Annotated in this window: 23 protein-coding genes, 1 tRNA gene and 2 pseudogenes; 13 read left to right on the plus strand and 13 right to left on the minus strand. The window is 63.8% G+C overall.

The annotated features are described in order from the left end of the window. Positions 1–3: 3 nt before the first annotated feature. Positions 4–615, plus strand: a complete 612-nt coding sequence (gene coaE, locus ROV95_RS20575) for a dephospho-CoA kinase (RefSeq protein WP_111098286.1) — start codon at positions 4–6, stop codon at positions 613–615. Positions 616–775: 160 nt separating this feature from the next. Here coaE and ROV95_RS20580 read toward each other — a convergent pair whose 3' ends face one another. From ROV95_RS20580 to rimK, 6 genes are all read right to left on the minus strand, one after another. Continuing rightward, entirely contained in the window at positions 776–1162 is a 387-nt protein-coding gene (locus ROV95_RS20580; RefSeq protein WP_019660175.1) for a hypothetical protein, read from the minus strand. A gap of 482 nt (positions 1163–1644) precedes the next feature. Next, entirely contained in the window at positions 1645–3012 is a 1368-nt protein-coding gene (locus tag ROV95_RS20585) for a HAMP domain-containing sensor histidine kinase (RefSeq protein WP_312546176.1), read from the minus strand. Continuing rightward, positions 2975–3652, minus strand: a complete 678-nt coding sequence (locus tag ROV95_RS20590) for a response regulator transcription factor (RefSeq protein ID WP_005410804.1) — start codon at positions 3650–3652, stop codon at positions 2975–2977. Before ROV95_RS20590 ends, ROV95_RS20585 begins: the two co-directional genes overlap by 38 nt. An 8-nt stretch (positions 3653–3660) precedes the next feature. Continuing rightward, positions 3661–4134, minus strand: a complete 474-nt coding sequence (locus tag ROV95_RS20595) for a hypothetical protein (protein ID WP_019660177.1) — start codon at positions 4132–4134, stop codon at positions 3661–3663. A gap of 93 nt (positions 4135–4227) precedes the next feature. Beyond that, positions 4228–4704 (minus strand): hypothetical protein, encoded by a 477-nt coding sequence (locus ROV95_RS20600; protein ID WP_019660178.1) that lies wholly within the window; start codon positions 4702–4704, stop codon positions 4228–4230. A gap of 243 nt (positions 4705–4947) precedes the next feature. Next, positions 4948–5826 (minus strand): 30S ribosomal protein S6--L-glutamate ligase, encoded by an 879-nt coding sequence (rimK, locus tag ROV95_RS20605; protein ID WP_312546179.1) that lies wholly within the window; start codon positions 5824–5826, stop codon positions 4948–4950. A 165-nt stretch (positions 5827–5991) separates the two neighbouring features. On the opposite strand from rimK, the gene ROV95_RS20610 reads away from it, so the two are divergent. After that, the gene (locus ROV95_RS20610; RefSeq protein ID WP_233653814.1) at positions 5992–6357 is read left to right on the plus strand and encodes a hypothetical protein; all 366 of its coding nucleotides are present in this window, start codon (positions 5992–5994) and stop codon (positions 6355–6357) included. Positions 6358–6449: 92 nt separating this feature from the next. On the opposite strand, the gene ROV95_RS20615 is transcribed toward ROV95_RS20610, so the two are convergent. After that, entirely contained in the window at positions 6450–7607 is a 1158-nt protein-coding gene (locus ROV95_RS20615) for a hypothetical protein (protein ID WP_229301565.1), read from the minus strand. A gap of 106 nt (positions 7608–7713) precedes the next feature. Here ROV95_RS20615 and ROV95_RS20620 point away from each other — a divergent pair, with 106 nt between their 5' ends. Beyond that, positions 7714–8592, plus strand: coding sequence for a PoNe immunity protein domain-containing protein (locus tag ROV95_RS20620; RefSeq protein ID WP_312546183.1), 879 nt, complete (start codon positions 7714–7716; stop codon positions 8590–8592). A 388-nt stretch (positions 8593–8980) separates the two neighbouring features. Here ROV95_RS20620 and ROV95_RS20625 read toward each other — a convergent pair. Next, positions 8981–9201, minus strand: a pseudogene (locus ROV95_RS20625) (DUF2188 domain-containing protein). A gap of 613 nt (positions 9202–9814) precedes the next feature. Continuing rightward, a complete protein-coding gene (locus ROV95_RS20630) occupies positions 9815–10195 on the minus strand; it encodes a conjugal transfer protein TraD (protein ID WP_262214300.1) in 381 nt (126 codons plus the stop codon). 341 nt (positions 10196–10536) lie between these two features. Between ROV95_RS20630 and ROV95_RS20635 the strand changes: the two genes are divergently transcribed. Next, the gene (locus ROV95_RS20635) at positions 10537–12258 is read left to right on the plus strand and encodes a MobA/MobL family protein (RefSeq protein ID WP_312546187.1); all 1722 of its coding nucleotides are present in this window, start codon (positions 10537–10539) and stop codon (positions 12256–12258) included. Between the two features lie 20 nt (positions 12259–12278). Here ROV95_RS20635 and ROV95_RS20640 read toward each other — a convergent pair whose 3' ends face one another. After that, complete coding sequence (locus ROV95_RS20640; RefSeq protein ID WP_312546188.1) at positions 12279–12617, minus strand: helix-turn-helix transcriptional regulator; 339 nt, start codon at positions 12615–12617, stop codon at positions 12279–12281. Between the two features lie 110 nt (positions 12618–12727). On the opposite strand from ROV95_RS20640, the gene ROV95_RS20645 reads away from it, so the two are divergent. The 6 genes from ROV95_RS20645 to ROV95_RS20670 all read left to right on the plus strand — a co-directional run bounded on the left by ROV95_RS20645 (position 12728) and on the right by ROV95_RS20670 (position 18184). Beyond that, positions 12728–13051 carry a hypothetical protein gene (locus tag ROV95_RS20645; RefSeq protein WP_224328466.1) on the plus strand — a complete coding sequence of 108 codons (324 nt, stop codon included), beginning with the start codon at positions 12728–12730 and terminating at the stop codon, positions 13049–13051. 2 nt (positions 13052–13053) lie between these two features. Continuing rightward, positions 13054–13518, plus strand: coding sequence for a hypothetical protein (locus tag ROV95_RS20650; protein WP_312546189.1), 465 nt, complete (start codon positions 13054–13056; stop codon positions 13516–13518). Between the two features lie 51 nt (positions 13519–13569). Beyond that, positions 13570–14235, plus strand: a complete 666-nt coding sequence (locus ROV95_RS20655) for a hypothetical protein (protein WP_312546191.1) — start codon at positions 13570–13572, stop codon at positions 14233–14235. A 1296-nt stretch (positions 14236–15531) separates the two neighbouring features. Beyond that, the gene (locus ROV95_RS20660; protein ID WP_312546193.1) at positions 15532–16539 is read left to right on the plus strand and encodes a Fic family protein; all 1008 of its coding nucleotides are present in this window, start codon (positions 15532–15534) and stop codon (positions 16537–16539) included. A 521-nt stretch (positions 16540–17060) separates the two neighbouring features. Then, on the plus strand, positions 17061–17465 hold the full coding sequence (locus ROV95_RS20665; protein ID WP_099476069.1) for a hypothetical protein: 405 nt from the start codon (positions 17061–17063) through the stop codon (positions 17463–17465). Next, positions 17450–18184 (plus strand): hypothetical protein, encoded by a 735-nt coding sequence (locus tag ROV95_RS20670; protein ID WP_312546197.1) that lies wholly within the window; start codon positions 17450–17452, stop codon positions 18182–18184. The genes ROV95_RS20665 and ROV95_RS20670 overlap by 16 nt, the downstream gene beginning before the upstream one ends. Before the next feature lie 90 nt (positions 18185–18274). On the opposite strand, the pseudogene ROV95_RS20675 reads toward ROV95_RS20670, so the two are convergent. From ROV95_RS20675 to ROV95_RS20685, 3 genes and pseudogenes are all read right to left on the minus strand, one after another. Beyond that, positions 18275–19855: pseudogene (locus ROV95_RS20675) on the minus strand (site-specific integrase). A gap of 106 nt (positions 19856–19961) precedes the next feature. Next, positions 19962–20035 (minus strand) — tRNA-Gly (locus ROV95_RS20680). Between the two features lie 115 nt (positions 20036–20150). After that, complete coding sequence (locus tag ROV95_RS20685) at positions 20151–21971, minus strand: autotransporter domain-containing esterase (RefSeq protein ID WP_026347045.1); 1821 nt, start codon at positions 21969–21971, stop codon at positions 20151–20153. Between the two features lie 240 nt (positions 21972–22211). Here ROV95_RS20685 and thiS point away from each other — a divergent pair, with 240 nt between their 5' ends. The 3 genes from thiS (at position 22212) to trmB (ending at position 24047) form a co-directional block, all read left to right on the plus strand. Further along, positions 22212–22412, plus strand: a complete 201-nt coding sequence (gene thiS / locus ROV95_RS20690) for a sulfur carrier protein ThiS (RefSeq protein WP_312546199.1) — start codon at positions 22212–22214, stop codon at positions 22410–22412. A 106-nt stretch (positions 22413–22518) separates the two neighbouring features. Beyond that, entirely contained in the window at positions 22519–23313 is a 795-nt protein-coding gene (locus ROV95_RS20695) for a thiazole synthase (protein ID WP_312546201.1), read from the plus strand. Then, the gene (trmB, locus tag ROV95_RS20700) at positions 23313–24047 is read left to right on the plus strand and encodes a tRNA (guanosine(46)-N7)-methyltransferase TrmB (protein ID WP_312546202.1); all 735 of its coding nucleotides are present in this window, start codon (positions 23313–23315) and stop codon (positions 24045–24047) included. The genes ROV95_RS20695 and trmB overlap by 1 nt, the downstream gene beginning before the upstream one ends. Positions 24048–24068 lie beyond the last annotated feature (21 nt).

A 24068-nucleotide genomic window follows, 5' to 3' on the forward strand; every position in this document is an offset into this window, starting at 1 on the left:
CCCATGAGCCGCTATGTGGTTGGCCTGACCGGGGGCATCGCCTCCGGCAAGACCGAAGTGACCCGGCGCTTCGAGGCGCTGGGCATTGTGGTGGCCGATGCCGATCTGGCCGCACGGGCCGTAGTGGCCGCCGGCAGCCCGGCGCTGGCCCGCATCGCCGAGCGCTTCGGCGCCGACATGCTGCTGGCCGATGGCAGCCTGGACCGGGCCCGCCTGCGCGCTCACGTGTTCGCCGATCCGGCCGAGCGGACGGCGCTGGAAGCGATCACCCACCCGGCTATCCGCCTGCTGATGCAGCAGCAGTGCGAGCAGGCTGAGAGCCCCTATGCGGTTGCCGCCATTCCGCTGCTGACCGAGGTGGGTGGGCGGAAGGCCTACCCATGGCTGGACCGGGTGCTGCTGGTGGACGCGCCGGAGGCCGTGCAGCATGCCCGGCTGATGCAGCGCGATGGTATCGACGCGGCGCTGGCCGACCGGATGATTGCTGCCCAGGCCAGCCGCGCGCAGCGGTTGGCGCTGGCCGATGACGTGGTGGTCAATGATGGGCAGCCGGAGGACCTGCAGGTGCAGGTGGAACAGCTGCACGCGCGGTATCTGAAGTTGGCCGGGGGGTGAGGCCGGGTTGCCGGCCAGCGGCCCGCGCTACCGAAGTGCATCCACGCATGGCATGGATCTGGGGATCTGCTGTAGAGCCGAGCCGATGCTCGGCTGCGACCATCAAGCCGAGCATCGGCTCGGCTCTACAAAACGCTCTGCATCCACGCGTGGCGTGGATCTACTCCAGCTGCAGGCGGGCGTAGCGGGCCAGTTCGCGGGCGCCGAGCAGCAGGCCGTCGACGACATCGGGATTGAGCTGCTGGCGGGCACCGCCCTGCTCCCGCGCGATTTCGGCGGCGTGCAGTAGCTGGATCAGGGTGTTCAGACCGGCAAGCGTGCGGCTGAGGCCGGCCATCGTGGCGGCCTGCGCCGGGCTGGCCCCCTGCACGTCCAGCCGCTGGCCGTCGGCGGCGTCGCGGCCATCCATGCGCGCCAGCAGGGCGGGCAGCAGGTCCTTGGGGTCATCCAGCAGCACTTCGACACGCTCGGCGACGTCGGCAGGCAGCAGGTGGGCCGCATCGCCGATCAGGGCGTGCAGCTGGGGGAACAGCGGGCGGGTGGACATGGTGGAGCTCCTCGCAGTCGGCAGGCCACCTGCAGATGCAAGGTGGCGGACGGTGCGGGTTGGCGTACCGGACAACTCCCAGATGGATGGAAACTCCGGCGGATTCCCGGGAATCCCCACGCACCGCCCGCCATGAAGCGGGCACAGTGCATTGTCCGCGATGCCGCGCGAGGCATCGGAAGCTTTCCATCCAACAGTTGATTTCAGGACGCCAATCCCGGCCAAGGCACCTGCCCCGGCCAGGTCATCAGGCCATCGCCGCACGCGGCGATCTGTAAGGAAATTCTCAAGTGCGGCGCGGGCTTGCCAATGCGTGCACTGGAACACGCGCGCGGCGCGGCAGCGATCACGGTGGTGTCGCGTTGGGCCTGAGGCCTGATCATCGCGCGAGGGTAATTCAGTGGCACAAGCGACACAGAGCGCGATGCAAGGTCGGCAGGGTCCGTGCCGACCAAGGTCGGCACCCACCAAAGCAGGGGCCCTTACAACGGCTTCGGCGAGAACGTCAGGGTGGCGATCACGCCACGCTCGCCACCGGGGCGCACGCTCACCTGCCAGCCGTACAGATCGCACAGGCGGCTGACGATCGACAAGCCGATGCCGCCGCCCTGCGAATGGCCAGCATGCGTGCCGCGGTAGCCACGCTGGAACAGCTTGGCGGCATCTTCCTCGCTCAGGCCCGGGCCACTGTCGGTCACCGAGACCGAATTGGCGCCGACGAACACGCGCACCTCGCCGTCCTGCGAGTACTTCACCGCATTGCCGATCAGGTTGCCCAGTGCCACCGACAGCGCCGCCTCGGGCGCATCGATCACCAGGTTGCGCTCACCTTCCAGCAGCAGTTCCAGCGGCTTGCCACCCAGCTGCGCACGATGCGCGTCCAGCAGCTGCTCGGCCACGCGGGCGACGTTGCTGGTGCCCTGCCCACGCTCATTGCGCGACAGCAGCAACAACGCGCCGATCAGATCGCTGCACTGCTGTTCGGCACGCTGGATGCGCTGCAGGCGCTGCAGCACCTTTTCGTCCAGGCCGGGCCGGGTCAGCAGCAGCTCGGTGGCACCCCGGATCACCGCCAGCGGCGTGCGCAGCTCATGGCTGACGTCGGCATTGAACTCACGGTCGCGCTGCACAACTTCGGTCAGCCGCGAGGAATAGTCGTCCAGTGCCTGTGCCAGCTGCCCCACTTCGTCATCGGGGAAACGCGGCGCCAGCGGCTCAGGGTCACTGGTACCACCACGGTAGGCGCGCAACCGTGCGGCCAGGTCCGATACCGGCTTCATCACCTTCGAGGCCGACCACCAGCCCAGCACCAGTGACAGCAGGCTGAACACCAGCACCGAAAGCACCAGCGCGCGGTTGAGCTGCTTGCCGCCGCGCACGCTGTCGGTCATGTCATAGGCGAGGAAGAACCAGGCGTCCGGCGTCTTGCGCACGGCCAGCTTGTAGGAGTACGGCTCGCCGTGCTCATCACCGCTGACGCTGTGGATGCCATCGGAGAAGCCCGCCCACTGCGCGCGTTCTTCGCGCACCCGGTCGAACTTGTCCTTCGAATAGGCATAAGCCCTGATCTGCAGCACCGGTGCATCCGGGTTATGCCCGGGGTGCTCGTAATAGCGGCGCGCATACTCGTCGATGTTTCGGTTCATCAGCTCTTCCACCAGCTGGTTTTCCACGCGCAGGCGGGCCCAGTTGGTGGCGAACGCGAACAGCGTTGTCAGGCAGAAGCCCAACAACACGAACGAAACGATGATGCGGCTGCGCAGGCGCCGCCGATACGGCGTGCGCCGGCGCTCCCCCTTGCTTGCCACCGAATCAGGCTTCCGGGGTGGCGATGCGGTATCCGATGCCATGGCGGGTCTGGATCAGCGGCACTTCAAACGGCTTGTCGACCACCGCACGCAGGCCGTGGATGTGCACGCGCAGGGAATCCGAATCGGGCAGTTCTTCGCCCCACACGCGGGTTTCCAGTTCCTGGCGGGTCACCACGGCCGGGGCCGCTTCCATCAGCGCCTGCAGGATCTTCAGTGCAGTCGGGTTGAGCTGCAGCAGCTTGCCCTGGCGGCGCACTTCCAGCGTATCCAGGTTGTATTCCAGATCGCCGGTTTCCAGCACGCGGGTCTGCACGCCCTTGCCGCGTCGCGACAGGGCGTTCAGACGCACTTCCACTTCCTGCAGCGCGAACGGCTTGATCAGGTAGTCGTCCGCGCCGGAATCGAAGCCGGCCAGCTTGTTGTCCAGCGAGTCGCGGGCGGTGAGCATCAGTACCGGGGTCTGCTTGCGCGCTTCGTTGCGCAGCTTGCGGCAGACCTCGATGCCGTCCATGCCTGGCAGGTTGAGATCCAGCACGATCGCGTCGAACTCGTGCACCACGGCCAGATGCAGACCGGTAACCCCGTCAGCCGCGAAGTCCACGGTGTGGCCCCGGTCCTCCAGGTAGTCGCCCAGGTTGGCCGCAATGTCGCTGTTGTCTTCGATTACCAGGATTCTCACTGTCACCTCTAATTGACGAATTTGCCGACGCGCTGGGCCTGGCCCATATCACGCTGTGCCTTGTCCTTCCGTCGCGCGCGCTCGGCTACGGTCGTGCACTGCGTCGTGGACCGGTTCGAACCCGTGGCCTTTTCACGTTGGCATATTAGACGACTATCTTCACGGGCCTGTGTCAAAACCGTGTTCACGATCTGCTGATCGTTGAAGACATCGGTTCGTACCTGTTCAGGCATGGAATCGCGGTCGGGATGCTGCTCGACGGCCGTACGCATGCGCACCAGCGCCTCGCGCACGCGGCTGCGGTCGGCCTGTTTCAGCTCGCTGTAGGTCTCGCCATCGTTGAGTTCGATTTCGATGCGCTCGATCTGCTGCTGCAGCGGCTTGCCCGGAATAAAGACCTCACCGGCCTGGTTGGATGCGGAGGCGGCGGTGGCCAGGGTCAGGCCCGAGACCAGGACCGCCGACATCAGGAGGGACTTCATGACAAACGAATCCTTGTTTGAGTTGAGGGTTGACTGTATTCGCACCGCCTTCACGCGAGCAAGTGCCGGTCGCTCGGGCGGCAATCGGCCCGGCTAGCGGTTACTGGGAGGCGTGAGATTGTTGAAGGTGCGCTGGTCGTTGAGCAGGGCCTTGCCCTTTTCCTCGATCCGGCGGCGCTCGGCCACCGTCAAGCAGCGGCTCTTGGGCATGTTGCTGCCCGTGGTGCGGGTGTGCTGGCAGATCTGGCGGCTGTCTTCGTGGGCGCGGACAAGAACGGTGTTGATCCGCTCCTGGTCGTTGAAGACCTCTGCCTGGACCTGCGGCGGGAGCTCCTGAAGCGTGCTGTGGTCCCCCATGCGCTGGGTGATGCGCGCCAGGGCCTGCTGCACCTGGGCGCGGTCGTCAGCGGAAATCTCGCTGTACTCGCCGTCATCAAGGGCCCTTTCAACCCGCCGGACCTGCTCGGCCACCGGTGCCTGCCCGTCCATCTGTATGGCGGTCTTCTCCGGCTTGGCGGAGACAGTGCCAGACAACCCCAGCAACAACGCGATCATCGTGATGCGGTACATCGCCAGCCTCCGGATCCATCCAGGAACGATGGCCACTCTACGGCCGTCACGCGGCCTCCACAAGGGACTTCCGGCAGGTATAAAAAAGACCCAGGCGGTGGCCCGCCTGGGTCTGAAGTCGTATCCCGATACCGATCCTGCTGAGAGGCAGAGCTGCGGTTCGCTGAAGGCTACGCCGGCGCCGATTAAAGGCATGTTAAAGCCGGCCTCATTTGCCCATGAGAATCTCAAAATATTGATTTGTCATGGCTTTTTCAGCTTCTCGACGTGCTCGATGATGCGCGTGGCCACATCTACCCCGCAGGCGGCTTCGATCCCCTCCAGCCCCGGCGTGGAGTTGACCTCCAGCACCAGCGGGCCGCGCGCGGAGCGGATCAGGTCCACCCCGCACACCGACAGGCCCAGCGCCTTGGCCGAACGCACCGCCACCTGCTGTTCGGCGCGGCTGGCCTTGGCCGCCAGCGCAGTGCCACCGGCATGCAGGTTGGAGCGGAAGTCGCCTTCCGGCGCCTGGCGTTGCATCGAGGCCACCACCTGGTCGCCCACCACGAAGCAGCGCAGGTCGGCGCCCTTGGCCTCACCGATGAACTCCTGCATCAGGAAATTGGCATACAGCCCGCGCAGGGCCTCGACGATACCGCGCGATGCGCTGGCCTTTTCGGTGAGGATCACGCCCCGCCCCTGGGTGCCCTCGTTGAGCTTCACCACGTGGGGCGGCGGGCCGAGCATGGACAACAGGTCGACGGTGTCATCCGGGTTGTCACCGAACACGGTGACAGGCATGTCGATGCCCTTGGCGGCCAGCAGCTGGTGCGCACGCAGTTTGTCGCGCGAACGCAGGATCGCGTCGGAGGGGTTTGGGGTGCGTGCGCCCATCAGCTCGAACTGCCGCAGCACGGCGGTGCCATAGCGGGTGATCGAGGCACCGATGCGCGGGATGACCATGTCCACGCCGGTCATCGGCCGGCCCTTGTAGTGCATCGAAAAACCATCGGCGGCGATGCGCATGTAGCAGCGCAGCGGGTCGAGGATGCGAACGGTATGGCCACGCGTGCGTGCCGCCTCGACCAGCCGGCGGGTGGAATACAGGGAACTGTTGCGGGACAGGATGGCGAGCTTCATCGCGGCAGGATCGGGCGGCAGGCGCGCAGCATAGCGCGGGCGTGTGGCGGGTGGATGATGCCCCGCAGGCCACCGCATCTGCATGCCTGCCGGGGCTGTGCGAATATGCCGTTGCCGGCTGATGGACATAAACGGCCGGCTTGCACAATCCAAGGAGAACCACAGATGCGAATGGGAATTCCGCTGTTGTTGCTGTTTGGCCTGGTGGGAGGCGCCGCAGACGTAGGGGCTGCGCCGACCCACGCAGTCTCCCGGCTCTACTTCGATGCCAACAACACCCTGATCGGCCAGGGCCTGCGCTACTGCACGGGCAAGACACAGCACCAAGGCGTTGCCTCACACGCCAACACCCGCTGGATCGATGTTTCCTACGCCTGCCAGGGCGACTCGACCGACGTGTCCTACGGCAGCTGGGTGCCTGCGCAACTGCGGCAGGACTTCTGCACGCTGTATGACGCCTGCACATCACTGATGCCGTGGCCGGAACCCAGCCTGCCCGGCACCCTTGGCAACGGCTTCTACTCAGACTGACAGCCGATAGTCGCCGCACCGTCTCCGGCGATGACCGCACCGTCGCCGGGGACATCCTCATGGCTCATCCAAGGGATGCCTGCCGCCGCTGATCAGCGCGGGGGCAGGCGCAGCGAGAAGTGCCCATCGCGGACACGCACGGCCAGCGCGGTTTCCCGCCATTCCACAGGCAGGGCGAGCGCCGTGTGTGGCGTGGGGATGCGTGTGATCGCGTCGAACGTCCAGTGTTCCTCATAGGCTTCGCAGCGAAGCGAACCGTCATCGCCGGCCTCGATCACATCGATCCAGGCACCACTGCGGGCCTTGCCGCTGCCGCCCGTCGCACGGCGGCCAATGGCCTGCCAACACCCCTGCCAGTGGACGAGCCATACGCCCTCGATGGGACGCAGATCCCCATCAAGCACGCTGCCCGCCACCGCCACGCACCGTCCGGACGGGCTGGTGATCACCGTTTCCAGATCGCAGGCGTGACGGTCACTGGGCTCGCCATCAAGACAGAGCGCGTACGGGCAGATGCGCGCGAACAGCGTCGGATGCGCGGTCAGGCGCAGATCGTCGGGCAGCAGCGGTATGGCCTGCAGCACCCGGGCATCCGGCAGGACATGCCGCAATGCCTGCGGCAACCCGGCGGCCAGCGCGGGATGCTCCGGTTCCAGCCATAGACCCCGGCAGGGCCGCAGCGTGGTCGATCGACAGGGGATATCCCGCAACCACATTGCGGCTTCGGCATCCCCGCCAAGCTGCCGGCGCTCGTGCAGTTCCTGCCAGAACAGGCTGGGAACAATCGCCTGCAGGTGCATCACCCGCTTGTCCGCTTCGTCGTAGACGATCACCGCTTCGCTGCGATCAACATAGCCACTGGCCACACGCAGCCCGCTTCCCGCCAGCGTCTGCCACTCGCCACTGGCGTCGTGGCTGCCTCCAGTGGATACGCCCTCGACAATGGCGCCATCGCGCAGCATCTGGGTGCTGTAGGCCGGCCCCCCCATGCCCAGTTCGCCCCAATCCAACAGGACATCATGCGTGGGCGGCCGGGTAGCAAAGGGCAGCGTCGCCCGCGAGCGCAGCAGTGCGCCGCCTACGGTATCGCCGACCAGATCAAGGCGCTGCAGCACACCACCCACTGCAAGGCACGCGGCCAGGGCGACAACCACGCCCAGCGGCGACCACCAGGCCACGCAGATGGCGACCAGGACCAGGAACGGCAGCCACTGGGTGAAACGGCGGAGGGCGATTCGATCAACGGTCATGCGGGCATGGTGACTGCGATTGCGCACCATTCAAACCTTCAACGCGGTGCCAGGCAATGGGGGTCGAACCGGCATTGCCGCTAGACTTTCCCTGATGATGGAACCGATGACTGCCGTGAACCGCCGGAATCTGCTGCTGGACGTACTACCGCGATGGAGAGCACTGGCCAAGGATCCGGGAGTACCGCGCCGCATGCTTCGCCTGCCGGACTGGCAGGCAGACTGGAACGCGGGCATGGCCCTGCTTGCGCGTCATGCGCGCAATGGCGGTGACCCTGCGGAGGAACCGCTGCAGGGGCATGCGGCGCTGGAACATGCGTACGGCTTGGAAGCGGTTGCCCAGACCGGCAGCAACCTGCTGCTGAAAGGCATCGACCGTGGATTCGCCCCCACGGCATTGCAGCAGATGCATGCCGACGTTGCAGAACTCTGGCTCGAGCATGCACGTTTGCTGGCCATTGCCCGGAACAGCCTGCAACAGCAGGGCCACGACATCGCGCTGGCCGCGCCGTTGCAACCGCGCACAACGCAGCACTACGAGTACGCCCTGCAGCTGTTGTCACTGGGCGTGCTGCTGGGTGCGCAGGACCGTCTTCCAGCGTTGGTGGAGAAGGTGCTCTGCTTCGACACCGACCGCGTGCTGGACTACCTCAGCGCACCGGCACTGGGCCTTGCCGAAGCCAGCGATGCGATATTCCATCCGCGCCCGTTCGCCGAGCTGTTCGCGCCGTTGCGCGACGGTGAAGCGTTCGTTCCATCCCTGCTGACCGGCTACCTGCAGGTGCACTACCGTGACTTCTTTCTACTGTCGCCCCAGGCTCAGAAGCGGACCCGACGGCTGACCGGACCGCATGCATGGGGTTACTGGGCGCTGGAGGTAGCAGCGCTGGTGGTGCTGTATGGCGGCGACGATGCCGCGCTGCGCACCTGCCCGCACTATCCTTCCGACCTGGTGGACTTCGCCCGGCCGCAAGCGGGCGCATAAGCCACTCGAGCTATGGTTCGAAGGGACCACAGCCCAACACTGAGGAAGAGATTGCGGCGCTGCTGCCACACGCTCGAGCTGGGTGTGGTGCATCGAGTACGCCGCGTCTGCCGGGGGTGAATACCCTGGAGACATGGAGCGGGCGATGGGAATCGAACCCAAACCCACCTAACCGACTGTCCCATAAGAAAATCCCCGGAACATTCGACTAAAAAAACGATACCTCAAACGATACCTGGAAGCCTAACAGGCTTGCAGAAGGGCCAGCAAGCAGCGGGGCAATGCGTCCCACTTGCTCCCACTGCTGGGGATGGCTCGGGTGCGCATTGCCCCGTCGGCAAACCAAGCTCCAGCAAAAGACAAGGCCGCCAAACGGCGGCCTTGTTGATCAACCCTTGGGAGGATTTGGGTCGTTCCCGTAACTGTCCTTGTCCCGGATAAGCCCTGACGGTCGTGGATCACCACTTCGCTGCGCTGGTTGATGGCGATCTCACGCGCATGCTGCCTTGCCTCTTCCTGGGTCCGGTGGTGAGAGGTATCGCGCGAGTTGCCTTCGCCACGCACCGCCCAGCCATCCGGCCGCTTCACCACGTGCTGATTCTTGCCCATTTCGACCTCGACAATGGTTTTGGGCGACGACCGCCCAGACCCATGATCTTGGGTAAAAATTCCAAAATCAACACCAGATATAGTTAATTCACAAAGAAACACGCCAATTCACTCCGCAGCCGCGGATGTCGCAAACGCGTCTCAATTCACGCCGAGAGGAAAGCCTTCAAAGCTCGCGGGTAAGCCAGACCGAACGGCGTCTCGTGTCGGCAATTCGGGGCGTTTGGCTCAGCGCCTGCGGCAAGGAGCGCCGCACACGTGGCGGCAGGGTCACGCCGTTCCCACGCCTCCAGGAACCTAGTGGCGTGAACGGACGTCCAGGGGCGCCCATCGGCCAGCGCCGCCAGAGCCGCCGCGGCGGGTCCGGAAGACCCAACATGATCTGAGCGTGCTGCCAAGTGAAGCGGGGTCTGGGCATGGCGATCACGTGCATTCGGGGAAGCACCGGCCAGCAACAGCGCGGACACTGCCTCAACGTTTCCCAGATGGGCGGCGAAGTGGAGCGGTGTCTGACCGTGGCGATCGCGCGGATCAGGAAAGATGGTCGCGGCCAGTGCAGCGTTGAGCGCGGCAACATCGCCCATGACCACGGCCTCGTGCAATGGCGTTCAAGTCATGATTGCCCTGCCCTTCGAGTGGCAGCCCTCGCCTCCAAATGGGCGATGCCTTTTTCGCGCAGAGCGTTGCGTCGGGTCGGTTGTAGCAACAGCTGCTCGCTTACAACCAACAATCCTCCGACAACTTCTGCCGGATCCCAACTGTCCACCCCGGCAGCGATAACCAGACCACCCAGTTCGATCTTCCGGTGAGCATCAGCACGGCGATCCGCTTCGCGTTGCTTCAGTTCTGCACGTCGGCGCTTGCGTTGCTCTTCGCGTTCGACGAGCAGCAGCTTGGCTTGCTCCTTGGCCAGCGCTCCGATCATCCGCTCCAACTTCAGTTTTTGCTTCTCAACGTTCCCCACAGCTCGTTTGCTCTTGCTACGTTGATCCATGCAACCAGAAATGGCGCGAAGCGCAAGGGGGGCCTGCCCCATCGTGGATGCGAGCGGTTAGCGAGCATCGCTTTTGCTCTTGGCTAAAAGAGTTGACAGTTCTGACGTGCATGTAACCCTGAGAAGGGGGCCCGGCGAGCGGCAGCGAGCGGCCCGGTTCTATGCAGTTGGCAGGGGGCGATTTCGCCCCCAACAACCCAGCAATAGCGCACTTATGGTTTTGCTTCGCAAAACCGTGCGGTCAGGGCTTCGCCCCGACACCCGAACGCCACGCCTTGCGCGTCGCCTTCTCCCCAATCCTCGCCCCCATAGGGGGCTGCGGTGCATCGGAGCTTTGGGCAGTGGCGATCTACAGCGTTCAAGTGAAAAGTCTCAGCCGAGGGAAGGGCGACAGCGCGACCGCTGCCGCCGCTTACCGGGCTGGTCTCGACCTGGACGATCCCAGCGGTGCACGCCACAGCTACAGCCGCAAAACCGGCGTGCTTTCCGTGGACATGCTGGCCCCCACTAAGGCGCCGGCGTGGGCACTGGATCCGCACCAACTCTGGTCCAAGGTTGAAGAACACGAGACGCGGAAGAACGCGCGTGTCGCGCGCGAGGTGCTGATGGCCCTGCCCCACGAACTTACGCCCGAACAACGCCGGGCGCTGGCTCGGGACGTCGGCCAACTGTTGGTGGAACGTTACAGCGTGGCTGTGCAGATCGGTCTCCACGCCCCGGACAAGGGAGGCGATGAGCGGAACTACCACGCGCACATTCTCATGACCCCTCGCCAAGTGGGCTCAACCGGGTTTGGCGACAGCGCGGCCAAGGTCCTGGATGAGTTCAAGGCAGGTGCTCAGGAGCTGAAAGCACTACGGGCCTTGATCGGTGAGCGCATCAACGATGCCCTGAGCGCTGCCAGCCAATCGGCACGCGTGGACCACCGCAGCCTGCGCGACCAGCAAGGCAGCGCCATCGAAGCGGGCGATTTCTGCGCCGCCGCCAAGCTGGACCGCCAGCCCTCCAGGCACGAAGGCAAGGCGGTCACCCAAGCCCGCCGAAGGGGCGAGCGCCTCCCTCGAGCAAAACGCAACGATCGCTTGAAGACGGCGGGGGAGCGGCGATTCAACCAGCACTCCCGTCGCTTCGAGGAAATCAAAGCCAAGGCCGCTGCCGAAGGCCGATTGGCAACCGTGGACGAACAAGCCCTGCATGCCCGCGCACTGGTAGAACGCCGCAAGGCAGGGGCTCAGCGGTTGCAGGCTGCGACCGACGCCCTTCTCGTTCCCACCCCACCCAAAGCCAAGACGGGCGTTCCGGCACGTGAGGTCCGTCGCGCTTCCCTCCAACCCGGATCCTCAGTGCCCAAAAGGACCACTCGGGTGATCGGTCACCGGGGGAAAGAGGCAGCGGCCAAACTGCCTCCGCAGGTCCACACCCGGGTCACCGGTAACGGAACGAGGGAAAGCGAACAAGCGGCCCACCTGGCCAACCTGTGGCTGGCTCAGGTGGAAAAAGACGTGGCCGATCTGATCCGGCGTGCCCTGGCTTGGGCTCAGAACCATGCCGATCCCCTGCCCCGCTCGCTGGCCCGGGACTACCTCTCTGCCGAGGGAGAAGCCCAGTTGACCCTCGTCGTACGAACCCAAGCGGCGGCCGACCTCAAACAGGCCCGACGGGCCAGACACGACGCCCGCTACTACCGCGATCAAGGCGAAGCGGGATTGAAGGGCAAAGACAGGCTCGCCCAGCGCTTGGGCTGGACGCCCAGGACCCTGCGGGACCTGCAAGACGCGGTGAAACTGACCGAAGAGCAGGCGGTCTACGCCAAGCAAGCCGAGCACTTGGCGATCACCGCTCAGGAAAAGGCAACCCAAGAAGCAGAGCACCAGCGCCAGCGCCTCCTCCAAGCCTTCCAGAAAGCACATCCCACGGAGGACTTCCGGTTCCCGGACCAGTGGCCGCCTGTGGCGCCGTCGCCCGCAACAGAGCAGTCACCAAGCAAGCAGCCTGGGGCGGACACCGGCATTCTGCCTCCGCGGTGGAAGCCCCCGCACCTTCGACGGCCGGGACCGCGCTAAGAACGCAAATGCGCGTCCTGTCAGGGTGCGATGCTGTCGCCGGTGTATCCCTTGATGAGGCCCAACACCTCTTTTTGCTGCTCAACGGGCAGTCTGGCCACCAACAAAATGACTTCCGCCAACACATCCGAGCTCGCGTGGAAGTAGGCCGGCGGCACGCCAAGCGCCTTGCTTAGGGCCTCCAAGGTTCCGCCGTCGGGCTCTCGCTCCCCACGTTCGTAGCGGGACAGGCGTGAAGAAGCCGATTTCTCATTCATGCCGATCAACGCCCCCAGTTCGACCTGCGACAACCCGGCAGCCTGACGCGCTGCACGGAGGCGAAGGCCGAAGACAGAGATTGCGGGCAACGGAGCGGGCATGGGGGACGGGCAATGGATCAGCTCCTTAGTCTGCACGGACTGGCATGATAAGGCACGCATCTGCCAAAATGGCAGATGCCGCCATCCGGTGGACTGCTAAGGAATTGATCATGAAGCCCGTTCGCACCGTGCTCGCATCGCTTGTTGCCGCGTTGAGCCTTTCTGGATGCAGCAGCAACCAGCCGTCCGTCGAAGAAGCCCAAACTGCCATCGGGGCCACCTTCACTCAGGTTTCCAGTGGATCCATGACCGTGATCGGCTATCGGGACTTCACGCTTTCAAACTGCCGAAACGCCGCCCCCTCTGAGGGGGTCGTTTGTGACCTTGGAGGAGAGGTGGTCCTCAATGTGTCAGGCGCCGAACTGGTGCGCCCGATCGTGGAGCCCGTTCGTTTCAGCAAGTCCCATGGCACTTGGACCGCCCACAGGCCCTGACTATGAGCTCTTACGCGAACGTGGGCTGCGCGTCTGTTCTTCTCGGAGGGGCCGGTCTCGTCTTCGTCGGTGGCGGCTTGGAGATGCTCCAGAACGGAAGCTCATTTGGGTGGCTGGCGGTCTTGGGAGGCATTGGCACCTGGCTGGTGCTGGCCTTCCTCTTCTGGATCACCCAGCGGGCCAACCGTCGACGGGCGTGGATCAACCGCCAGCCGTTCCCCCACTACGCAGAACAGGGCCTCCCCCGTGGGGGCTTCTGGCGGGGCTTCCTCTGGACCTGGGCCGGGGTCATCGCTGTCCACATGCTAGTGTTCCTGATCAGCGGCTTCGCCGAACTGCTGCCCAATCCCGAGCAGGTGCGCGGGTGGATGGCACTGGCCGGGCTCGCACTGGTGCCTGCGCACGTGGTGCTGCCCATGTTGGGCGGCATCGCCTATAGCCTCATCCACTCTACCTCCGTCCGCTAACTCACCGCTCAACGCTAGAATCCGGCCAAACCCCGGCCACTGAGGCAAGGCATGTCTATTGCACCCGCGCCCCCCGTCTTCCCTGATCTTCCCGAAGACAACTATGGAGTCCATGTGGATGGTGATATGGACGCAAAGCGGCTTCAATACTTAGTCGCCCAAGTTGGAGAGGCCAAGGTCAGGAAAAGCGCCGAAAAGAGCAAGTTCAAGCCAATATTTGTTTCAACGCTGCTGAAGCGATTCCAAATTCGCGTGCCGACGTACATATACGCACGAATCAACATCCCTTTCCACAGAGTTTATGTCCTTGTCGTGCCAGCCGAGGCCAAGCTCAAGGTTGGACAATCTGGATACTGGACTCAGCGTGCCTATGCTTTTTCCAGGGGAAAACTGGAGGAACTGGACCTCGGTCGCAGCGTAGGAATAAGTTTCAGCGGGGAAAGGGCGATAGCCCTTGCAGCTGAACAAGCAGTGCTTTCGGAATTTTCCGCGTATAAAGTTCCACCTCCGAACTACGTAGCCTATGGAAGCGGAGGGCATAAAGAATGGCTTTCCTTGGACGCATATGACGCTGTCATAGATCAGATCCGCGCGTTTGAAGCCGACCAACCTCGCCCCATTCTTGCGCTTCGGGACGCCCTCTTGTTCGACAGCCTCCTGTGGAGCAACGACACAAACTTACCCATCCGCCCAACTTCCATTCCTAAAGGGTCATAGGAGGCAACAAATCCAAAATGCGGCCTAACCCCACTAAAAATAGCCTCGGTTACAGCACTTCCCTGCATCTGGAGGCCTTTAGCCTATGAGTGCGCATCCGCGCAAACGGAGGTTAAGAGTGGAGAGCAACAGAAGGAAGGCGTTGTCGATTGCCCTACAGGTTAAGGGCATGGTGTTCCTAGCACCCGCATGTTTGGAAATTTGGCAGGGAGTGATGCTTCCAATGGACGCAATCACTGCATCGCTACTGATGCTTGCAGGTATCTTGATGGGGAAGAACGGAACCGCCAGCTAAAAAAACGCCCCCGGCTTGACAAAAGCCGAGGGCGTTTTACTTTGAGTTCACGGCCCTCGAGTTTGACCGACTCGGAGGCGAGCAAGGTAGTGACAGCTACGACATGCCCAGGCACTGGCCCCTCAAGGCCACTCTAGCAAGCCTCGGATGGACCGCAAGCCTCCCTCTCTTCCTCTCCTCCCCGTCTGTCAGCCCAAAGGCCGTTGGTAGCCGTATCACGGTGCCGGTGGAGTGACCGGCGGTGCACAACGCAATCCTGGGAGCCCAGTGCGGGCTTGGACTGACCATCACCAGCGTGCACCGGTTTTAAAGCGAGGGGACACAGGGCGCGGTATGGCCTGGCAACTCGCGCCAGCCAGGTAACGCAGATGTCGATGGTAACTGGGGAGTACTCAATCTGGCCCCAGCAGCGTCTCCCATTCGCGGTCCCGTTACCAATGGTTCGTTGCTAGGAGAAGCCCCAGGAAAAACGCGCCTGGGCACGGGAAAAGTAAAGCAACACCGGAGAGACGCCCTCGCATGGGGGTGACAGGACCCGGACCCGGCGCGACTGATCGCGTGAACCTGTCGAAGCGGTGCAGATTAGGGAATCACCGCGCCCTGAAGTGCTGGGGGTCGCCGCCACGGGACCGACGCACGGGCCAAGTCACCCCACCGCTTTAGTCAGCGGGGTATGGGGAGACTTTGCCCTTCGGCTGGAGGGGACACGGAGGGGACCCGACAGCCGAAGGGCAAAGCAGGGGGGGGCTTTGGCAAAGCTATTGGGGTTTAAGGAAAAGCTTGTGCACGCTTTTCCCGTTTTCGAAAAGCAGATCGGGCGAAATTTTTTTCCCAAGTTCCGCTTTCACCCGCCCGCCCCTTGAACCATGCAGCTCGGCTGAGCGTGCGCTGCGATCGCTTTCGTGGGGAAGCACACCACTCACAACCATCCAAGACGGTGACAACTGTAACGAACGGCAGTGCACGCTCAGGCGCTGGACTTCACTCGCCTGGAACGCGCCGTGACACTGCACTACATTCCTTCTCCCCTGATCCGATCAGCGGGCGAAGCACAGATCTGGGGCACCCACGGCGTCGTGGTTTCGCAACCCCAACCACTGCGCTCCGAAGCATTTGAGCTGCGGCAGGCTTACGAGCCCAAGCTCCTGGAGCCGGACCTTCACCCGCTCCTGCTGCTTTCGTCACGACTGAATCGGGTTCACTCCCAAGCTTACAACGGGGACTTCCTGCTGCCCGTCAGCGCCGGCGAAAAAGCCCACAAGGCAATCGCGCCCCTGAGCCCAGCGGATCTGCGCACAACCGACGCCTTGATCGCCTCACTGGTGTCCGCAGCAGGTCTACAGGCACCTTCGCTTCGATCAGATCGTGCCTGGGTGGCAGGACGAGGCCCCAAGGAGGCGGTGCTCGTGCTGCCACCGGTCGCGGTCGTCAATCCGCTACTCGCCAATCTCCTGGCCACCCTCTCCCAGCACCAATCCAACTGCAGCGAGCACCTCGACGAGGCGCTGGCGCATCAGCTGCTGACGATCCACCCTTTGGCCGATGGAAACGGACGGATCACACGTTCCTTGCTGATCAAGCTCGCCGCTCGCAAACGCTGTTTGTTCCCGCTCTACATTTGCTGGCTGCTGATGTTTGACAAGTTGGCAACCGTTGCTTCGTGGAACGATGCCTCCCTCACCGGGCAGCACACGCCCGAGCCCGCAAGGATGGAGCGGTGGTTGGCAGCGGCGCGCGCCCTAGTCTCCGCGTGGCAAGAAGCACGAAAAGAATTGGACGTCAGGGCAACTGACGCCCTGCTGTTCACAGGAGCCGTGACCGAAGACGCCGTGCGCGCCGTCAGCGAGAACTGTTCCCCACCGCTGGCCCGGCGAATTGCCTCGACCTACGCCGCATCCCCCCTCCCCTCCAAAAGAGACCTCGAAGAAGCCATTCAAACATGCATTGGAACGTGCAAGAAGCTCGCATCGCCCGCTTTGAAGCCCCCAAGGACTGATGGTGATTCATGAAGAACAAACCGACATTAACTCCCGAAGACATCTCTAGATCGCAGAACCTCAAACGCCAGATCCGCGACATCCTTCGCATCTCACTGATCGTGGGCGGGTCCTTGCTCGCAGCCCAATCAGGCATGGCCGACACCACCAACGATCGAGGAACGACCAACCTTCCCCCCGTTGATGCGATACCGCCTCCCTACGTCCCCCCCTACACCCCCCCCATGGATCCTCCTTCGGTTCCCGGAATTGGGGGCTACGATCCAGGCGAGGGAGGTGGTGGGGGGGGCAGTTCCTCCCCCCCCTCGGCAGACACTTGGAAACAGCGGGTTTGCGCAGAACACATTGCCAGGAAGCCCGCCTCCTGCCCTGCACGCATCCCGTTCCCGTCGGGGGCCAGCTACGCGAAAGATCGCTTGCCTGGCGCTTCTTGGGGGGCAAAGTCTACTGTCCTGATGGCGATTTCCTTCAGCGAAGGCCGAACGCACGGGTTTGGTCGAACCGTGCCGCCTGATCCGAACGCTCAGGCTTCCATGAAGGACGCCCTGGAACGCCAAACCCAGAATTACGCCAACCTGACAAAGGACTTCAACAGCGCCACCGGGGAGTTTCGCTACGCGGTTATGCATGCATGCGAACAGCAGCTTCAAGCATCAAGCGCGACCAGGGCGGGCATAAACATCACCATTCCTGAGTCATACTGTCTCGGCATCCTTAAGGCGATAGACGATGAGGTGGGGGCACCAGGCCTCGTCGAGACCTTCGTAGAATGGGCACGTCGCTACGGCGTGCCCGTGGAGGAATACATCACCCCGCAAGGGGCAGGTGCGGTTGAGCTGGAGAAATCCCTGAAAGAGAAATGGAAATTTGTTTCTGAAGATGCCCAGTGCTCAACATGGTGGACGCAACTGGACCAACAGCAATGTTCAATTCCTTGACAGGTGAGCGCATGAAAAACTTCGCAATCGTGGCCATGCTTGCCTGCGCACTTTCCGCTTGCGCGGATAAGTCCCCCCCCGCAGCGGACGTTCAAACGACCGAACAGAAAGCCCAGCGGGACGAACATACACCCAAAAGCGAGACCCCACGCCCCACGCAATCCTCCAACGCCGGCGCAAACGCAGCCGAGCGCTCTGCTGAAGTTCAGCAGAGGCTGTGCCCTGCGGTGGATCCGTCCTGTGCGAGCGCCGGCCCGCTGAGCGCTCGCTCTCCGGCCGAGGCCCAGTGGTTGATTCAGCATGGCTATCCCTCCGAACAGGAAAACGCCAAGTTGCATGCCGCCAGCCTGCAATCCCTCCAAGAGATGGCAGCGTCTGGCAACAGACCGGCCGCCGTTGTCTACGCGGAGAGAATTGCCCTGGAGGCCGGGAAGTTCACGGAAGGCTCCGTGCTTCTCTATGAGCAAGCCAAATCAGGCAACCTGTTCGCCTACTACGGACTTTCCAAGATCTACTACGACGACCCCAGCCATGGCTCCTTGGTGGACAGCGCCGCGTATCTCAAGGTTGCCTACCTGCTGGGTGACTCAAGGGCCTCGGAACTGCTGGATCGTCCAAAACTTGGCACCGCTGAACTGTTGTCAGCAGACAAGCGAGCGGCAGGGCTGCTAGAGACGTTCTCAGGCGGCGTGGAACGCTCTCCTCGCCCGCTGGAGTAAGCATTGGCTTGTAGAGCGGTAACCGCTCTGCTCACCGCCAACGCCAGTAAGTGAGTAGAAGTTCCAGTGCAGCTTCAGGAAGGCCCCCGCTCACCTGGGGGCCTTTTTCTTTCCTCCACGCCGACCAACTTCCCGCAGCTTCTGCTCGGCCGAGCGCAACGCCAAGTCAAACTGCCCCGGTTGATAGCGGGGCAACACAACCGGAGGCGAGAACCTGCCCAACGTCGCCACGCGGTCCGGCAGGGTGGAGCGGTGAATGTAGTGCTTCTCCAAAACCGTTTGCCCCGCAGCATGGCCGGTGACCGCGCCGATGGCCGCTGGCGACGCACCCGCGGCGTCGAGGCGATCGGCCAAGGTGTGGCGAAAACCGTGAAAGCCCTGCCCCTTTTCCTCGACGCCTTGCCGCTTGATGTAGGTGGAAAACTGGCGTGACAGCTGCCTGCCAAATCCCAGGCCGGTGCTGTTCGGTAGATTGGGGAACAACTGCACATGGCCTGCGGCCTTAGCCTCCTCCACGTAGTCCAGGAACCCGGCCTCCAGCACGGGTTGCGCCAAGGGAATAAAACGGCGCGAGTGCTTGCCCTTGATCCGTTGGCCCCTGGCCACCACCCGGACGTAGAATCCGGGAACGCCATCGACCGTTGCGATGTCATCCACTTGCAACTGAGCTACTTCGTTGACCCGTGCACCGCTGTAGAGCCCGAGCATCGGACCAAACCACCGATGCGGATACTTCGACGCTCAGGGAACAAACGCGCTTCCAAAAATGGCGCCCAACTCGCTGTCGGTGAAGGGAGATCCCCTGTCTTCTTCGTCCGGGGTCGCCACCGCTCGAACGCCTGCCAATGGATTGACCTCCACTCGCTTGGCCTCGACCAAGGAGATAAAGAACACCGACAGACGCTGGCGGTGCTTTTTGATGGTCCAGGCGGCCGGCTCGGGCTCATCGTTGGCCTTTGCCAGGGCCATCACCTCCAGCACCGGCATTCCTCGGTAAGCAGGCCGCTTGGATGCATTCGAAGGCCACCATCGAATTGCGCTGAAGAACTCGCGCACGTGACCTTGCGAAAGCTCGGACACAGGCAGATCTTCCCCTACCACGCCAGCAAACAATCGCAACGTGTGACGGCTCTCCAGAACCGTCTTTGGCTGCAACTTCGCGTTGGTCAAATCCGTCAGGTGGTTTTCGATGGCCTTAGACAGTGACAGTCCAACCGAACGACCTGTCGCCTCCCTCTTCGCATGCGCCTCCTGCTGCTTGAGCAGAAAATGCTCAGGAAGCAGGCCGATGCTTTCTACTGGATCGGCGCTGGCCATCTTTTCGAGGGTCTCGCGCCAGAACGCCATGTCTTCCGGCGTTTTGATCTCCACCTCAGTCACGCCCGCGCCGTTGGGGAACGTGATCCCTTTCAAGATCAGCTGCTGAACACCATTCCGCCGCACCCTGCGTAACACCTCGTCGATGTCCACCGCCTGCCCCTGTCTCAATGCTTGGAATGCCTGAGAGAGTGCCATGCCCATGCGGGCAGCGACCAGCCTGGCCACGTCTCCGAAGGGAGCGTGCAACGGACGAACGAGGAAGCGCGAGCCAACCAATGCTCGCAAGTCTTTCGGGACGAGAAAACGGGCATAGACCCCGCTTGGTCTGGCCAAAAGCAATGGCTTTGGCATGTTTGGCGATACCTCAAACGATACCCAGGAAGGTCGTTTGAGAGGCCGTTATCCAATCCAAAAACCCTCGCGCCTCCAGACACTTAGCGCGGATCTCGGTGTTGATTGGAGCGGGCGATGGGAATCGAACCCACGTCAGTAGCTTGGGAAGCTACAGCTCTACCATTGAGCTACGCCCGCGTTGCGGTGGAAAGTCTATGCGCTGGGGCCGGTGTTGCGCAATGGTGCCCCCGCATCAGAGCGGGGCCGGATCCCCTTCGTTCCCGAAAGGGATCCGGCCCCGCCTGGTTTCTGCTTAGAAGCTGCCGCTGAAGTTGGCGAACAGCGTCGCGTCCTGGGCACGCTTCTGCCCGGCCGAAGCGCTCAGGCCGAAGTTGCTCTGCAGGCCGAACAGCTCGGTACGGGCACCCAGCACCACGGTGGCGTAGTTCTTGTCGAAGTTCAGGCCCGGCACGCGATAGCTGCCCAGTTCCGGCAGGGTCTGCAGCCATGCGCTGGCCTGCTTGGTGTCTTCGAACTCGTGGTCGTAGGTCACCTGCGCGTACGGCTTGACAGTGCCGCCATCGAAGCGGGCCTGCCAGCCGATGCGGCCGACGGTCGAATCGACGTTCTGGCGGTCGTAGCCCAGTGCGGTGGCCAGGGTGCCGGCCGCAGCGCTTTCGGTGTAGCCATCGATCTTCACCTTCTGCCAGATCACCGAAGCAATCGGGCCGTGGCGGAAACCGCCTTCGGTGCCGAACTCGTAGCCGGCGTTCAGCGCGGCGGTCAGGTTGCTGCCGTCCGGCGAACCGCCGTGCTCACGAGTGGCCGGGCCCAGCTGGACCTTGCGGTTCACGTCATAGGACAGCCAGGTGTAGCTGACCTGGCCATTGATCCAGATGCGGTCACCATACCAGCCGGCGAACAGACCGGCAGTGGTGTCCTTCTGGGTGAAGTCGCCACGGCTGTTGCCGAAGTCTGCGTTGAGGCGGCCGAAGCCGGCGAAGCCGCCGAACACCATGCCGTCGCGTGCCCAGTCGATACCGAACAGGCCGGCGGGCGCCAGGCCGTCGTACAGGTCGGCATGGTCATAACGCTGCAGGTCACCGCGCACGCCGCCCCACCAGGACAGGCCATCGGCCGGGCGACCACCCAGGTGCATGCTGACCTGGTCGGCACGCGAACGGCCGATGGTCTGGGCCGAGTGGCTCAGCACCTGCTGCAGACGCGGGCCTTCCAGCACCGAGACAGCATACTGGCCCAGCAGCTGATGGCCGGCGGTGGTCGGATGCACGCCGTCGGCGAACAGGTAGGTGTTGGCTGCATCCGGGCTGACGTAACTGGTCGGGTTGCAGCCGATGATGCTGGCGGTGGAGTTGTTCGGATCGATCCTGCAGGCAGTGCTGGTGACGTTGGTGAAGCCGTACATGCCCGGATTGGCAGTCACTTCGCGCAGGATGCTGAAGGTATCGAGCGGAATGAACTCGATGCCTGCCTGCTTCAGGCCACCGTACAGCGCCTTGTTGTAGCCGGCCGACAGTGCGGTGGCGGCGGCGGCATTGGGGCCGCGGAACTGCGGGGTGATGCCCACATCCGGCAGGTTCGGTACGAGCACGTACTGGGCACCAGCCTGTTTCAGCGCACCTACCAGCGCGATCTGGTCGGTGACCGCTGCGCCGATGATGCCCTGCACCTGGGCCTGCGACGCGCCACCTGCCGCCGCACGGGTGGCCGCAAACAGATCATTGGCGCCTCCCCATACGGTGTACAGGGCGTTGCCGTCAGCCTTGCCACCGTTCGCGGCAAGGTAGCGGGTTGCTTGCGACTTCAGCGACGGAATCACGCCCAGGCCACCGGCCTCGTCCACCGATACCCGGGCACCGCCCACGGCGTAGTTGTCGCCACTCTGGCCGTTGCCATTGGCACCCCCGTTGAGGCCGTAGTAGTTGGCGACCTGCTGTGCCCACACCCAACCCGGGTTGGTGGTGAACTGGCCGGTGACCGGCTGCACGCCCGGATCGAGCAGCGGCCGGAAATAGCCGGCGTCGGTGAGGCTGTCGCCGAAGAACACGGCCTTGGAATACGGACTTTCGCCTGCCATGGCCGGCAGCGCGGCGAGTGCGATCGCAGCCGCCATCAGGGAGCGGATCGGGTGTTTGCTGAGCTGCATCTAGGAACTCCTGTGGGGTAAATAGGTTGGAATCCGGCACACGTACGCCGGCGCACGGTCAATGGTTTCACCGGGCCGCCGTTTGCTCACGCTGCGCCGCCGCATGGATTGTCGCCTGAGCACGCCGAAGCCTGCTGTGCTGGAGCTGGCGCCCCGATCAAATTGCAAACGTTCCGATCACGAAGGGCTATAAGCGACAATGCAGGCATGAACATCCAGCTCAACGGCGAATCCCGCACCCTGCCCGCCTCGGCGACCCTTCACGACCTGCTCGAGGCCGAGCAGCTGCTGCAGCGCCGGGTGGCAGTGGAGGTCAACGGCGAGATCGTCAGCCGCAGCCGCCATCGCGAGCATGTCCTGGCTGAAGGCGACATTGTCGAGATCGTGCACGCGCTGGGTGGGGGCTGAGGCCTGTCCGGGTTTGCCGGCCAGCGGCCGGCACTACCCATGCCGATCTACGGCCGGCACGCCATTGCGTGATCCCATCTTCAGGCGGATAGGCGATAATCGCGCCATGAACGTTCATGTCTCCCCCGATTCGCTGGTGATCGCCGGCAAGACCTATGGCTCGCGGCTGCTCACCGGCACCGGCAAGTTCAAGGACCTGGAAGAAACCCGCCTGGCCACCGAGGCTGCTGGCGCCCAGATCGTCACCGTGGCCATCCGCCGCACCAACATCGGGCAGAACCCGGGCGAGCCGAACCTGCTGGACGTGCTGCCACCGGAGCGCTTCACCATCCTGCCCAACACCGCTGGCTGCTACACCGCCGAAGACGCGGTGCGTACCTGCCGCCTGGCCCGTGAGCTGCTGGACGGCCTCAACCTGACCAAGCTGGAAGTGCTGGGCGACCAGAAGACCCTGTACCCGGACGTGGTGCAGACCCTCAAGGCCGCCGAGCAGCTGGTCAAGGACGGCTTCGAGGTGATGGTCTACACCTCCGACGACCCGATCCTGGCCAAGCGCCTGGAAGAGATCGGCTGCGCCGCAGTGATGCCGCTGGCCGCGCCGATCGGTTCGGGCCTGGGCATCCAGAACAAGTACAACCTGCTGCAGATCATCGAAGACGCCAAGGTGCCGATCATTGTTGATGCCGGCGTGGGCACCGCGTCGGATGCGGCGATCGCGATGGAACTGGGCTGCGACGGCGTGTTGATGAACACCGCCATTGCCGGTGCGCGCAACCCGGTGCTGATGGCCACTGCCATGCGCAAGGCAGTCGAGGCCGGCCGCGAGGCTTTCCTGGCCGGGCGCATCCCGCGCAAGCGCTACGCCAGCGCATCCTCTCCGGTGGACGGGCTGATCGGCTGATGACCAATCCTTTTGACAGCGCCGGCTCCAAGGCCCCACCCAAGCCCTTCACCGTAAGCGAGGGCCGCCGCGAGGTGCGCAGCTTCGTGTTGCGCCAGGGACGTTTCACCCCCGCCCAGCAGCGCGCGTTCGACGAACGCTGGCCGCGCTTCGGCCTCGACTACACCGGCCAGCCGCGTGACCTGGATGCCACCTTCGGCCGCCCGGCACACAAGGTGCTGGAAATCGGCTTCGGCAACGGTGCCGCGCTGCGCTTCGCCGCCCAGCACGATCCGTCGCGCGACTACATCGGCATCGAAGTGCACGCCCCCGGCGTGGGCCGGTTGCTGAACGCGCTGGCTGAGGACAATGCCGACCACGTGCGCCTGTACCACCATGACGCGGTGGAAGTGCTGCAGAACGAGATCGCCGATGGCGCGCTCGATGAAGTGCGCATCTACTTCCCGGACCCGTGGCACAAGAAGCGCCACAACAAGCGCCGCCTGCTGCAGCCGGCATTTGCCGAGCTGCTGGTGCGCAAGCTGCGCCCGGGTGGCCGCCTGCACTGCGCCACCGACTGGGAAGACTACGCCGAGCAGATGTGGGACGTGCTTGACGCGACTGCCGGCCTGGTCAACCGCGCCGGCCCGCGTGGCAGCGTGCCGCGTCCGGACTGGCGCCCGCAGACCCACTTCGAGACCCGCGGCCGGAAACTCGGCCACGGCGTCTGGGACCTGCTGTACGACCGCACCTGATGATCGCCTGAGGACGCCGCG

The sequence above is a fragment of the Stenotrophomonas maltophilia group sp. msm1 genome, assembly GCF_032025805.1.
In the GTDB taxonomy this organism is placed as follows: domain Bacteria; phylum Pseudomonadota; class Gammaproteobacteria; order Xanthomonadales; family Xanthomonadaceae; genus Stenotrophomonas; species Stenotrophomonas hibiscicola.